At 69.6% G+C, this 12,432-nt stretch carries 11 protein-coding genes and 1 pseudogene; 1 reads left to right on the forward strand and 11 read right to left on the reverse strand.

What is annotated here, in order from left to right:
- A partial coding sequence (locus tag ABZT17_RS43650) for a GNAT family N-acetyltransferase (RefSeq protein ID WP_356357744.1) occupies window positions 1-496 on the forward strand: 496 nt, incomplete at its 5' end.
- A 7-nt stretch (window positions 497-503) separates the two neighbouring features.
- On the opposite strand, the gene ABZT17_RS43655 is transcribed toward ABZT17_RS43650, so the two are convergent.
- The 11 genes and pseudogenes from ABZT17_RS43655 to ABZT17_RS43705 all read right to left on the reverse strand — a co-directional run.
- Window positions 504-1,988, reverse strand: coding sequence for a type IV secretory system conjugative DNA transfer family protein (locus ABZT17_RS43655; protein ID WP_356357753.1), 1,485 nt, complete (start codon window positions 1,986-1,988; stop codon window positions 504-506).
- A 15-nt stretch (window positions 1,989-2,003) separates the two neighbouring features.
- Window positions 2,004-3,431 carry an ATP-binding protein gene (locus tag ABZT17_RS43660; protein WP_356357745.1) on the reverse strand — a complete coding sequence of 476 codons (1,428 nt, stop codon included), beginning with the start codon at window positions 3,429-3,431 and terminating at the stop codon, window positions 2,004-2,006.
- A 10-nt stretch (window positions 3,432-3,441) separates the two neighbouring features.
- Window positions 3,442-5,001, reverse strand: a complete 1,560-nt coding sequence (locus ABZT17_RS43665; RefSeq protein ID WP_356357746.1) for an SCO6880 family protein — start codon at window positions 4,999-5,001, stop codon at window positions 3,442-3,444.
- The gene (locus ABZT17_RS43670) at window positions 4,998-6,341 is read right to left on the reverse strand and encodes a hypothetical protein (RefSeq protein ID WP_356357747.1); all 1,344 of its coding nucleotides are present in this window, start codon (window positions 6,339-6,341) and stop codon (window positions 4,998-5,000) included. Before ABZT17_RS43670 ends, ABZT17_RS43665 begins: the two co-directional genes overlap by 4 nt.
- Window positions 6,331-7,167, reverse strand: a complete 837-nt coding sequence (locus ABZT17_RS43675; protein ID WP_356357748.1) for a hypothetical protein — start codon at window positions 7,165-7,167, stop codon at window positions 6,331-6,333. Before ABZT17_RS43675 ends, ABZT17_RS43670 begins: the two co-directional genes overlap by 11 nt.
- A 152-nt stretch (window positions 7,168-7,319) precedes the next feature.
- The gene (locus ABZT17_RS43680; RefSeq protein ID WP_014673544.1) at window positions 7,320-7,628 is read right to left on the reverse strand and encodes a hypothetical protein; all 309 of its coding nucleotides are present in this window, start codon (window positions 7,626-7,628) and stop codon (window positions 7,320-7,322) included.
- Between the two features lie 350 nt (window positions 7,629-7,978).
- Window positions 7,979-9,286: a S53 family peptidase gene (locus tag ABZT17_RS43685; protein WP_356357749.1), complete on the reverse strand. Its 1,308-nt coding sequence runs from the start codon at window positions 9,284-9,286 to the stop codon at window positions 7,979-7,981.
- 203 nt (window positions 9,287-9,489) lie between these two features.
- Window positions 9,490-9,753, reverse strand: a complete 264-nt coding sequence (locus tag ABZT17_RS43690; protein WP_356357750.1) for a hypothetical protein — start codon at window positions 9,751-9,753, stop codon at window positions 9,490-9,492.
- Window positions 9,750-10,886, reverse strand: coding sequence for a WXG100 family type VII secretion target (locus ABZT17_RS43695; protein WP_356357751.1), 1,137 nt, complete (start codon window positions 10,884-10,886; stop codon window positions 9,750-9,752). The genes ABZT17_RS43690 and ABZT17_RS43695 overlap by 4 nt, the downstream gene beginning before the upstream one ends.
- Window positions 10,883-11,218, reverse strand: a complete 336-nt coding sequence (locus ABZT17_RS43700) for a type VII secretion target (RefSeq protein WP_356357752.1) — start codon at window positions 11,216-11,218, stop codon at window positions 10,883-10,885. The genes ABZT17_RS43695 and ABZT17_RS43700 overlap by 4 nt, the downstream gene beginning before the upstream one ends.
- A gap of 344 nt (window positions 11,219-11,562) precedes the next feature.
- Window positions 11,563-12,432: pseudogene (locus ABZT17_RS43705) on the reverse strand (peptidase S8); the annotation flags it as partial.

The raw sequence follows: 12,432 nt of genomic DNA on the forward strand, positions 1-12,432 counted from the left end.
GAAGGAGTTCGTACCGAAGCCGGAGCCCGCGACGGGGGCGGCTCGCCGGGCGGTGAAGGTCCTGGTCTCGGCGTCCCGCACGGGCGCCTTCTGGCAGGAGCGTGCCGCCGGCGCCTGTGAGGGGGCGTCCGGTGCACAGCAGATCATCGCCGAGGGGCCGGACGGGGAGTGGGTCGGCACTCTCACCGTCCTGGTCGAGGAGGCCGGGTCCACGGACTGGGCGGGTTTTCCGGTCGAGCGGAAGCAGGGGCATGTCGTAGGAGTGTTCGTGCGGCCCGAGCACCGGGGGATCGGGCTTACCGAGGTGCTGTTCGACGCCGGTCTGGAGTGGGCCTGGGCGCAGGGCGCCGAGCGGGTGCGGCTCATCGTGCATGAGGACAATGGGCGGGCGCAGGCCTTCTACCGCAGAGCGGGGTTCACCCCGACGGGAACCCTCGTACCGCTGGGGAACGACTCGGAGGACCTCGAGTTGGAGTTCGCTCTGGAGCGGGACTAGACCCGGACTAGACCGGCAGTTCGTCGTGCGGCCAGCGGGCCCTGCCCTGTTCCCGGGAGCGGAGCAGGGCCAGGGTCGGCAGGCCTCGTTCCGTTCCGGTGGCCAGCAGCTCGGGGAGCTGGGGCAGCGGGGCCACGGCGGCGATGTCGTCGAGGACGAGCGTCAGTGGTGGGTCGAGGCGACCGGAGGATGACCGTTCGGCCATGCGCCGGCCGCGCTCGACCACGCTTGAGACGAGGGCCGTCAGGAGGGGCATCGCGCCTGGGTTGGTCCTGGGGTCCTCGATGGATTCCCCCACCACATAAAGGGTTCCCCCTTCGTCGACGAAGGAATCCAAGGTGAGCGCATCCGTTCGGTTGGGAGTGCAGGCCTCGCGGACGTTGACCGTGAAGAGGGCCGAGAGGGCGCGGCTCGTCAGCTCCTGGGCCATGTCACGGCGTTCGGGGTGGGCGGTGAGGGCGGCCTCGAGCTCGCCCGCGGAGCCGGGGGAGGCCTTGGGGTTCGTACGGAGGACGCGGACCGCGTCCTGGATCTGGCTGCCCTGGGTCCAGCGGTGGACATGGCGGATGGTGCGGCCGTCGATCGCGGCGGCGTGGAGATAGGTCCGCAGGAGCGTTTCCGCGGTGGCCGAGAGGGTCTCGTCCAGCTTGGCCGTGGGGCGGATGGGGGCGAGGAGGGCCGCGGCTCTGGAGGTCGCGGTCTGCTTGTCCTCGCAGCCGGACGTCGGGGACCAGTGGAGACGGGCCGGGGTGTCGCAGAGGTGTGTGGGGTCGTAGAGGAGGATCGGGCCCAGTTTGGAGCGGGCGTCCTTGGTGTCCGACCAGACCGCCGGGTTGGAGGTGACCACGACGACGGGGCCCTCCGCGTCGCGGACGGCCTGGGTCGCGGTGGTCCGGCGGGTCGCGGGGGAGCCGTAGTGCAGGACGGCCGTCTGGAAGCGGTCCGGTTCGGCGGTCGGCTGGGCGGGGGCGGGGGCGGGTTCGGTCCGCGGTACCGGTACCTCGTGGGGGACCGGGGGCTCGTAGACCTCTGTGGGCCGTGGTGTCGGGTCGGGTTGCGGGGTTGTGGCGCCCGCCGTGGCCTTCTCGATGGCCGCCGCTCGTTCAAGGCGGCGTCGCAGCCGCTGGGCCCGCCAGCGGGCGAAGGTCCCCATGACGAACACGGTCAGCACGACCAGGACCATCAGCTGTCCGATGAACAGGCCCCAGAACAGCCCGTACCCGGAGAGCTGTGCGGGCGGGGTGTTCGGCCAGGCGCCGGTGAGGTCGTGGGGTTGCCCGATGAGCTGGCGCATGGCCCCGGGGGTGTGGGTGAAGGTCACCCCCTTCGGCCAGGCGCCCTTGGAGAACAGGCCCGCCAGGCCCGTCGCCGACCACACCAGCAGGGTCATGCCGAGGAGGAAGGCGAGTATGCCGATCAACAGCCCGTCCGGGATGCCGCCCTGTCCTCCCTCCCGATCGTCCCGTCGAGGCCGTCGGTCGTCCGGTCTCACCACGTCCGCCTCCCGCTATGCCACCGTCGATTCGGACGTGCCGTCGAAGTCGCTCAGGTGCTGTTCCACGAAGGCCGCCGCCCGTTCCTCCGCCTCCAGCTCGGCGGCGCGCAGGGCGTCGTCGGCCAGTTCGCGGTCGGCGGACGACTCCGTCATCGCGCGGTCGGTGAAGACCAGCGGGCGTTCCGTCTCGGTGATCAGGTGTTTGACGACCTGGACGTTGCCGTTGACGTCCCAGACGGCGATGCCCGGGGTGAGGGTCGGGATGATCTCGACGGCCCAGCGGGGCAGGCCGAGCACCCGACCCGTCGCCCTGGCCTCGTCCGCCTTCTGGGCATAAATGGTCCTGGTGGACGCCATCTTCAGGATCGCGGCCGCCTCCTTCGCCGCCGCGCCGTCCACCACGTCGGACAGATGGTGGACGACCGCCACGAAGGACAGGCCGAGCCGTCGGCCGAACTTCAGCAGCCGCTGGAAGAGCTGGGCCACGAACGGGCTGTTGATGATGTGCCAGGCCTCCTCGACCAGGAAGATGCGCTTCTTCCGGTCGGGGCGGATCCAGGTGTGCTCCAGCCATACGCCGACGATCGCCATCAGGATCGGCATGGCGATGGAGTTGCGGTCGATGTGGGACAGGTCGAAGACGATCAGCGGCGCGTCCAGGTCGATGCCGACCGTCGTCGGGCCGTCGAACATGCCCCGCAGGTCACCGTCGACCAGCCGGTCCAGGACCAGGGCCACGTCCAGTCCCCACGCCCGTACGTCCTCTATGTCGACGTTCATCGCCTCGGCGGACTCCGGCTCGGGGTGCCGTAGCTGCTCGACGATGTCGGTGAGGATCGGCTGGCGTTCGACGATCGTCTCGTTGACGTAGGCGTGCGCGACCTTGAGGGCGAAGCCGGAGCGTTCGTCCAGGCCGTGGCCCATCGCCACTTCGATGATCGTGCGGAGCAGGGCCAGCTGGCCCGTCGTGGTGATCGCGGGATCGAGGGGGTTGAGGCGGATTCCGTGGTCCAGAGCCGCTGTCGGGTCGAGCCGGATGGGGGTTATCCCCAACTCCTCCGCGATCAGGTTCCATTCGCCGACCCCGTCCTCGCCCTGCGCGTCCAGGACGACCACCTGGCGGTCGCGGAAGCGGAGCTGGCGCAGGACGTACGTCTTCTCCAGCGCCGACTTGCCGTTGCCGGACTCGCCGAGGACCAGCCAGTGCGGGGCCGGGAGCTGCTGGCCGTAGAGCTGGAAGGGGTCGTAGATGTAGCCCTTGCCGGAGTACACCTCGCGGCCGATGATCACGCCCGAGTCGCCCAACCCCGGTGCTGCGGTGGGGAGATAGACCGCCTGGGCCTGGCCCGTGGAGGTGCGCACCGGGAGCCGGGTCGTCTCGACCTTGCCGAAGAGGAAGGCCGTGAAGGCGTCGGTGAGGACGGACAGCGGATCCCGCATGCTATGGCCCCTACCTTCGAATGCCGGTGGCGAACGGGAGTGTGTTCACGAAGGCGCGGTGGTGCTCGCGGTCGCACCACTCCAGCTTCAGATACGACTTTCCGGCCGAGGCCCGGATGGTCCGCTTGTCGCGGGCCAGGGCCTCGGGGGAGCGGGAGGAGACGGTGATGTAGCCGACCAGGTTGACGCCGGCCGCGCCGCTCGCCAGGTCCTCGCCGCGCTGGTCGAGGCGGTTGTGGGCGGCGACGTCGCGGGGGTCGACGGTGCGGTTCATCTTGGCGGCCCGGCTGGCCTCCGCCTCGTCGTTGGTCTTCTCGGTCAGCATGCGTTCGATGGCGACCTCGGTGGGTTCGAGGTCCATGGTGACGGCGACCGTGCGGATGACGTCCGGGGTGTGGACGAGCAGGGGCGCCAGGAAGTTGACGCCCACCGGAGTCATCGGCCATTCCTTCACCCAGGCGGTGGCGTGGCACCAGGGCGCGCGGGTGGACGACTCCCGGGTCTTCGCCTGGAGGAACGTCGGTTCCATGGCGTCGAGTTCGGCCGGCCAGGCGTTGCGCTTGGTCATCGCCTGGATATGGTCGATGGGGTGGTCGGGGTCGTACATGGAGTGGATGAGGGAGGCGAGCCGGCCCTGGCCGAGCGGCTGCCGTACCCGGATGTCGGCCTCCTGGAGGCGCGAGCAGATGTCGGTCAGCTCGCGGGCCATGACGACCGCGAGTCCCGCGTCCCGGTCGACCTTGCGGCCGCCGGCCGGGCGGGCCGCGCGGGCCATCGCCTGCGCCTCGGCGGCTAGTTCGCGGCTGTAGTGCATACAGGCGACGAGGTAGGCGCGATGCTGCTCGCTGCTGGTGGAGACCATCGACTGCAGCTGGTCGTACGACGTCTGCAGCCACGGCAGTGACTTCTCGTCGCCGCGCAGGGCCACGTCCTTGGCGTGGGCGTCGGGGTCGGCCGGCAGGGTGCGGGCGAGCATCTGCAGACGGGTGACGAAGCCGTCCCCGTTGGCCACGTGCTTGAGGAGGGTGCCGAAGCGGTCGACGAGGGCTTCCTGGTCCTCGGAGTCGCGCAGGCCGACGCCGGGCCCCTCGATCTCGATGGCGGCGGTGACCGTGCGGCGGTCGGCGTGCAGGAGTACGGCGATCTCGTCGGGGCCGAAGGGGGCCGCGAGCCAGCTGATGCGGCCGATGCCCGGCGGCGGGCCGATCTCGATCTCACGGCCGTCGAGGCGGGTGCCGGCCTCCATGACGCCGGAGCGGTACAGGGTGCCCTGCTTGAGGGTGCGCTTGTAGCTGCGGTTGATCTCGAACCACTTGTAGAACGTGCGGTGCTTGTACGGCACGTAGACCGCCATCAGCGCCAGCAGCGGAAAGCCCATCAGCAGCACGATGCGCAGGGAGAGGACGGGGACGAGGAGCCCGCACATCATGCCGAGGAACGCGCCCACGATGATCAGCGCGATCTCGCCGGACTCGCGGTTGCGGCCGACGATCGCGTTCGGCCGGGCGCGGCCGATGAGATATGTACGGCGGGGCGTGACCGGATGGGACAGGTGGGACTCGGTCGTCAACGCCCTTCACCTCCCGTGCGGTTGGTACTGCTGTTGCGGCTGTTGCTGGCGTGCGGGGTGTTCACCGGGCTCGACGAACGGGGCGCGGGTGCGGCGGAGGGGACAGATCCGCCGCCACCACCGTTCGAGGAGCGGCTGCTGTGGGCGGCGACGCCGCCGCTGGCCGGGTTGGCCGGGCGGGGGCCGCCGCCGGAGGACGACTGGCCGCCGCCCCCGTTGTCGTTGGCGCGGGCGCTGTGGGTCTTGATGCCCTGCGCGACCATGGTGGCCGGGGAGCTGATGACCGCGGCGGCCTTGCCCTCGGCGCCGGCCATGATGCGGTTGTTGCGGCCGCTGGCGATCTCGTCGCCGAAGCCGGGGACGAAGCGGTAGATCATCGCGCTGGCGAAGATGGCGAGCAGGATGATGGCGAGGCCGGAGACGACGGCGGAGAAGGAGTCCGGGCCGTTGTCGGAGGACAGGGCGCCGGCCAGGCCGAGCACGATGACGATGATCGGCTTGACCAGGATGACGGCGATCATGATGCCGGCCCAGCGGCGCACGTGGCCCCACAGGTTCTTGTCGACGAGGCCGGCGTAGACGACGGTGCCGAGGAGGGCGCCGACGTACAGCAGGGCCGCTCTGATGACGAGCTCCAGCCACAAGACGCCCGCGGCGAGGATGCTGACCAGGGACACCACGATCAGCATGATCGGGCCGCCACCGATGTCCTCGCCCTTGTTCAGGGCGCCGGAGAAGGTGCCGAAGAACGTGTCGGCCTGGTTGCCGGTGGTCTTGGCGAGGACGTCGGTGACGCCGTCGGCCGCGGAGACGACCGTGTAGAGGATCAGGGGGGTGAAGGCGGAGGCCAGCACGGTCAGCCAGAGGAAGCCGACGGCCTCGGAGATGGCGGTGGTGAGGGGGACGCCCCGCACGGCCCGCTTGGCGACGGCCAGCAGCCACAGGAGCAGCGTGAGGATCGTGGAGGCGGCGAAGACGACCGCGTACTGCTGGAGGAACTTCTCGTTGGTGAAGTCGACGCTGGCGGTGTCCTTCACGGCCCCGCTGAGCTTGTTGATGGTCCAGGAGGCGGCTTCGGCGCAGCCCTTCGCGAGGGAGGAGAGGGGGTCGAGGGTTGAGGTCGGGTCGTTGTTGATCGACCCGCCGCTCTGTTTGGTGTTGCGGTCGCTCTCGCACAGGGACCGGGCGGCTCCGGTGATGAGCCGGCAGGCGTCGTCGCCGGAGCTCGGTGACGGGGTGGGCGAGGGCGCGGCGAAGGCGTTGCCCGCCAGGAGCACGACCGTCGTCTGTACGGCCGTCAGCGCGGCGGTGAGCTTGAGTACGCGGTGCTTACCGGGCATAGGTGAACCCTCCGTACTCCTGGACGGCTTTGGCCATCTCGTCGGCGCTGGAGGCCTTGTCGTCACCGGGGACGGGTGCCGGGCCTGTCTTCTGGGACTGGGTGACGATCTTCCAGTCGCCGCCGGCCCACTGGAGCTGGACCGTGTTGGTGAACCAGCTGTTGGTGACCGGGTTGGTCGAGTTCACGCCCGCGAGTCCCAGGAGGCCGCTGCACCAGACCTCGACGGTCGCGCTGTCGGCCGAGGACGCGGTGACCTTGGTGCCGATCGGGCTCGTACGGGAGACGAAGGTGAAGCCCTGTGGGGTGGAGCCGTTCTCGTTGAGTCCGACGCTCTTGTTGAACGCGGGGCTGTACGCGGTGTCGAGTTCCTTCTGGAAGTCGGCGAGCTCGGCGGGGGCGATGACGGTCGCGAGGATGGCGTCCCGCTTGGTCTTGTCGAACATGTCGGCCGAGCCCAGTGCCACCGCGTAGTTGGCGGCGGCGCTCTGGGCCCCCTGCTGGTCGTGCGCGTACCCGGTCGCGATCGCGTCCGACTTGCCCGTCACCGGCTTGGTCCCGCTGGCCGCGGTGGACGAGCTCTCGGGCTTGCTCCCGCCGTTTCCGTCGGACGAAGAGGAATCGTCTCCTCCGCGGTTCGCGAATGCGATCGCCGCGATGAGGAGGACCACGACCCCCACCACCGTGACCAGACCTCGGGACGACGAGCGGCCGCCTCTGCGGGCGCCGCCGTACACGTCGCCACCGCCCGCGTCGGGCAGTCGGGTGCGGGTCTGGCCCGTGCCCCCGTAACCGCCCGAGCCCTCGCGCTCGTCGTCGAGACTCATGCCGCGTACGCCCTCTCCACCTCGTAGACATACGACGGTAGCCGTGCTGGAAGCCGCGCGGGCGCGGTGTGGTGACTCGACATCAGGGAAACGCAACCTCAGCCGGTGGGCACGACGGGCGGGTGGGGTAGGAGGGCCGGAGAGAACGCCTGCTAGACGGCCATGCCGTACACGATGGTGAAGAGCGTGCCCAGTGAGCCGATGATGAATACGCCCGTCAGACCGGCGATGATGAGGCCCTTGCCTTGTTCCGCGCTGAAGGTGTCGCGGAGGGCGGTCGCGCCGATGCGCTGTTTGGCCGCACCCCAGACCGCGATGCCGAGGCAGAGCAGGATGGCCACCGCCATCACGACCTCGATCATCACCTTGGCCTCGTTGCCCAGGCTGCCGAAGGGGCCCCAGTCCGGAGCGATCCCGCCGATGATGGTGTTGATGTCTCCCTTGTCGGCCGCAAAGAGCATGTAAGTCACCGCCCCTGGTGGGTAGTTCCGCAGTTCCCCCTGCGGGTGTGCAGAGGTCAGGCTCATTCTCGCCGACAATGCCGCCGTCGTATGTCGACTTGACGTCATTGGTTGGCGGGTTTCGTACGAATGGAACGTACGGTCACTCTGTGTATCACGGCAGGTCACGCCGGGCAATGAGGCCTGAGCGGAACCAGTCGTGTGGTTCCGTCGTTGACCCCTTCCATGACCTGCGCCGTTTCTGACGGCTGATCGGGTGAGTGGTCGAGACGATGTTCTCACGGCGGTGGTGAGGAAAAGGTGAGCGGGCCCCGGCAACCACCGGGGCCCGCTCGCTTTCCGAGGCGGTGTCAGTTGGCGAACGCCGCGATGCCCTCCGGCGTGCCCCAGCCCGTCGGACCGTCGTAGCCGGTCTCGGCGGTGCAGAAGTACGCGGTCGAGCAGGAGCCGTTGTAGCCGCTCGTCACGTCGTTGAGGGACGAGGTGCCCGCGTAGTCGTAGGGGTACTGCGCCGGGTAGGTGCCGCTGACCGGGTTGCCCGCCAGGGCGTAGACGCCCGCGATGATCGGGGCGGAGACGCTGGTGCCGCCGAAGGTGTACCAGCCGGCGGTGACGCCGTAGGAGTCGTAGACCGCGACGCCGGTGGCGGGGTCGGCGACCGCGGAGACGTCGGACTCCATGCGCTTGGTGCAGCCGGTGTCGGTCTGCCAGCTCGGCTTGGCGTCGTACGCGGAGCAGCCGGAGCCGGTGCCCTCGGTGCTGGAGGTGCGCCAGACCGACTCGGTCCAGCCGCGGGAGTTGGACGAGGTGGACAGGGCGGTGCCGCCGACGGCCGTCACGTACCGGGAGGTCGCCGGGTACTCGGCGCCGTAGGCGCTGTCACCGGCGGAGACGGTGATCGCGACGCCCGGGTGGTTGTAGTACGAGGTGTCGTACGACGTCTGGGAGGAGGACTCGGAGCCGCCGTAGCTGTTGGAGACGAACTTGGCGCCGAGGGTGACGGCCTCGTTCTCCGCGGTGCCGAGGTTGGCGTAGGAGGCGCTGGAGGCCTCGACGAGCGTGATCTTGCAGTTCGGGCAGATCGCGGAGGCCATGTCGAGGTCGAGGGAGATCTCCTCGGCCCAGCCGGAGTCGCTGGAGGGCAGCGAGGTCGTCGAGCCCGTCTGGCTGACCTTCTTGAAGCAGCCGTTGGCCGTGGTGCAGGCGGACAGGCCGTAGTACGAGCGATAGGTCGCGAGGTCGGCCTCGGCGTTGGGGTCGTTGTACGCGTCGACGATCGCGATGGTCTCGCCGGAGCCGTTGGAGGCGGCGGCGGAGGTCAGGCCGTAGGCGGCCCGGAGGTTGGTCGGGCTGTAGCCGGAGGGCGTCGAGGCGTCGGCTGCCTTCGGGGTGATGCCGGTCTTCTTGGCCTGCATCTTCTGGAAGGCGGTGAGGCCGCCGGTGACACGGTAGGACTTGCAGGTGAGGTCGCCCTTGTGCTTGGGGGTGGCACAGGGGGTAGAGACGTAGGTCACCTTGGTGGACGCGGTGGTGGCCGCGTCGGCCTGTACGGCGGTGCCGAAGCCGCTGAGCAGGAGTGCGGCGGTGGCGGCCGCGGCGGTGCCCACGCGGCGCCAGACGCCTCTGTGAGAGGGGCTGTTGGGGGTGGTGGTACGCAAGGTGCAGCCTCCTGAGTGGGGTTGAAACAGGGGCGGTGCGGGTGCGTGTGGGCGGCGGCCCGCCAAGACCATCTCTTGTTGAGTACGCGACAACCAGACCCGTTGTGGAATCCTGACTTCCGGCTTACCGAAACCGGTCTGGGCTTTTACTCAACACACAGGCTTCTCACGGGTGTTGCACGGGTTACCGGTGACCGGGGCGCTCAGAACAGCCAGACGCCGAAGGCGGCGATCGCCCCGCCGAGGACCAGGAAGACGCCTGCCATGACGGCGATGGGCCGCAGCTGCCGGCGCCGGCGGTCCGGGGTGAGACCACGCCAGGTGGTGATGCCGGCGTACAGGCCGATGACGGCGATCGCGGAGCCGACGACCACGGCCGCCAGCCCGAAGAACCGGCTCCAGGTGTAGGGGTGGGCCGGGTTCGGGGTCCATACGGCCGCGAGGTCGAGGACGGTCGGAGGGATCACTTGTCGTTCTCGTTCTTCGTCAGGTCCTGGATGTCCGACTCGATGCCGGAACCGGCCGCGTAGACACCGGTGTTGAGGGTCGTGCCCACGGTGTTCTTGAAGGAGGCGTCGGCGAGCTCGCCCTGCTCGCTCAGGTGCTCCCCGCCGAGGCTGCCGTGCTCCTCCAGCGCGTGGTTGACGCCGTGGTTCTGGGCGTTGCCGAAGGCGCCCGTGGCCGCGTTGGTGAGCGCGTCCTGGCCGATCGTCGAGGGGTCCTGGCCGGCGATCAGGTCGGCGCTGAGACCGCCCGCCACATTGCCGGCCGCGCCGTTGACCGTGGTGCCGAGGAGTCCGTCGCCGCGCAGGATGTCGCCCATCGTGCCCTCCAGGCGCCCTCCCGCGGTTCCGGCGACCGCGGTGAAGGCGGCCGTACCGGCGGCCGCGCGGCTGCCGGAGGTGAGGTCGTCCCCGACCGTCACCGGCTGGCCGTGGACCGCCTGGTTGGCCATCAGACTGACCGAGTCGGCGGTGAAGTTGGTGACGAAGCTCTCCGCGCCCTTCTTGGCGAAGCCCGCGGTGATCCTGGCCACCGTCGTCAGCACCTTCTCCAGGGTGGCGGCCGTCTCCTCGCTGAGCTCGGCGAACTTCCCCAGCAGGGCGGTCACCTTCTCGGCCGCCGAGGTGAACAGCTTGACCAGGTCCACGATCCTCGCGACCCGGGTGGCCACGGCCGTGTTGGCGACGAGGTCGGAGAGGAAGCCGGTGAAGAAGGACAGCGCGGCACCGGCGATCTCCATCTCGGCGATCTCGACACAGATGTCGATGATCTCCTCGTTGATCCCGTCGATCTCGGTGGCATAGGCCCGCAGCCCGTCGGCCACCTGGTGGAAGTTGGCCGCGACCTGCTTGATGACCTGCTTCTGCTCCTCCCAGTGCCGCTCGAAGGCGTCCCGGGCCTCGCCGTGCCAGCCCTGCTTGTCGACGCCCGCGATCGCCACGTCGAGGGCGTGGACGACATCGAGCAGCTCGTTGCCCATGGTGTCCCAGGCACGGGCCATGGTCCGCAGGGTGTCGCCGTTGCCGCCGGGGAGTTCCACACCGAAGGCCTGGAGGATGTCCAGCACCTTGCCGTCGATCCAGCTGTTGACGCTCATGCCGGAGCCGCCCCCCTCCGGGCCGCGTCCTGGAGGTAGCCGACGGCGGTCCGGTCGGAGTCCGTGTAGTTGGTCGCGTTGACGCGCAGCCGGTCCCCGTCGCTTCCGAGCACGTCCGGAAGGCTCCCGAGCGCCTTGACCGTGTGGTCGAGCAGCTGCTGGTACTTCTGGGCCGCGCCGTCGCAGACACCGAGCAGGCCGAACGCCTGCCCGATCTCGGAGGCGCTCGCCGCGAACTCCCCGACCGGCTTGGCCAGGTCCTTCGCCTCCCGGTCGAACTTGCCCGCCAGGTCCCTCAGTGTGTCGGGGTCGACACCGAACTGCCCGCTCATCCCGCTCCCCCGGTCGCGTATACGAACGTCCGACAGGGTTTCCCGGTCCACGGTCCTCCGGGAAGGGGTGATTACGTGCTCTAAGCACGGCCTGACGGAGACTTTGCGTCCCGTAGGCCAAGCCAATGCCCAGGAGTCACGGAACAGGTGCGGACCTCTACGTGATCCGGAACCCCGTTGTGCTGTGCACCGCTTCTCTGCGTGGCAGAACGGGAGAACGGGCCGCGGCCGGCTGCCGTGACCCGTTTCCCTTTTCTGCCGCCGAGGAGACCCCACGTCCTCCTCATTCAGGGCGGCTCCCCGTGACCCGACGGGGAGGTTCGTGCGCGGTCCGTCCGGTCGGCTCAGCTCGCCGAGAAGGCGTCCAGGCCCTCCGGGGTGCCCCAGCCGGTCGGGCCGTCGTAGCCGGACTTCGCGGTGCAGAAGTACGACGTGGAGCAGGTGCCGTTGCTGCCGCTGGTGACGTCGTTGAGGGCCGAGGTGCCGGCCGCGTTGTACGGGTACTGGGCCGGGTAGTCGCTGCTGCCCGGGGTGCCGGCGAGGGCGTAGACCGAGGCGATCAGCGGGGACGAGGCGCTGGTGCCGCCGTAGGTGTTCCAGCCGGTGCCGTCGGAGCCGTAGGAGTCGTAGACCGAGACGCCGGTCGCCGGGTCGGCCACCGCCGAGACGTCGGCGATCATGCGCTTGGTGCAGCCGGTGTCGGTCTGCCAGGACGGCTTCGCGTCGTAGGCGGAGCAGCCGGAGCCGGTGCCCTCGGTGGAGCTGGTGTTCCAGACGGACTCCGTCCAGCCGCGGCTGTTGGAGGACGTGGACAGCTTGGTGCCGCCGACCGCGGTGACGTAGCGGGAGGCCGCCGGGTACTCGGCGCCGTAGCCCTCGTCGCCCGCGCTCGCGGTGATGGCGACGCCCGCGTGCTTGTAGTACGAGGTGTCGTACGTGGTGTCGGAGGAGGACTCCGAGCCGCCGTAGGAGTTGGAGACGAACTTGGCGCCCAGCTTCACGGCCTCGTTCACCGCGGTGCCCAGGTTGGCGTCCGACGCCGACTTGGCCTCGACGAGGAGGATGTTGCAGTTCGGGCAGGTCGCGCTGACCATGTCGAGGTCGAGCGAGATCTCACCGGCCCAGCCGCTGTCGGCGGAGGGGAGGGAGGTCGTGGAGCCGGTCTGGGAGACCTTGGTGAAGGGGTCGGTGTGTCGCCGCCGCGGACCTGGCTC

The organism is Streptomyces sp. NPDC005648, assembly GCF_040605395.1.
In the GTDB taxonomy this organism is placed as follows: Bacteria; Actinomycetota; Actinomycetes; order Streptomycetales; family Streptomycetaceae; genus Streptomyces.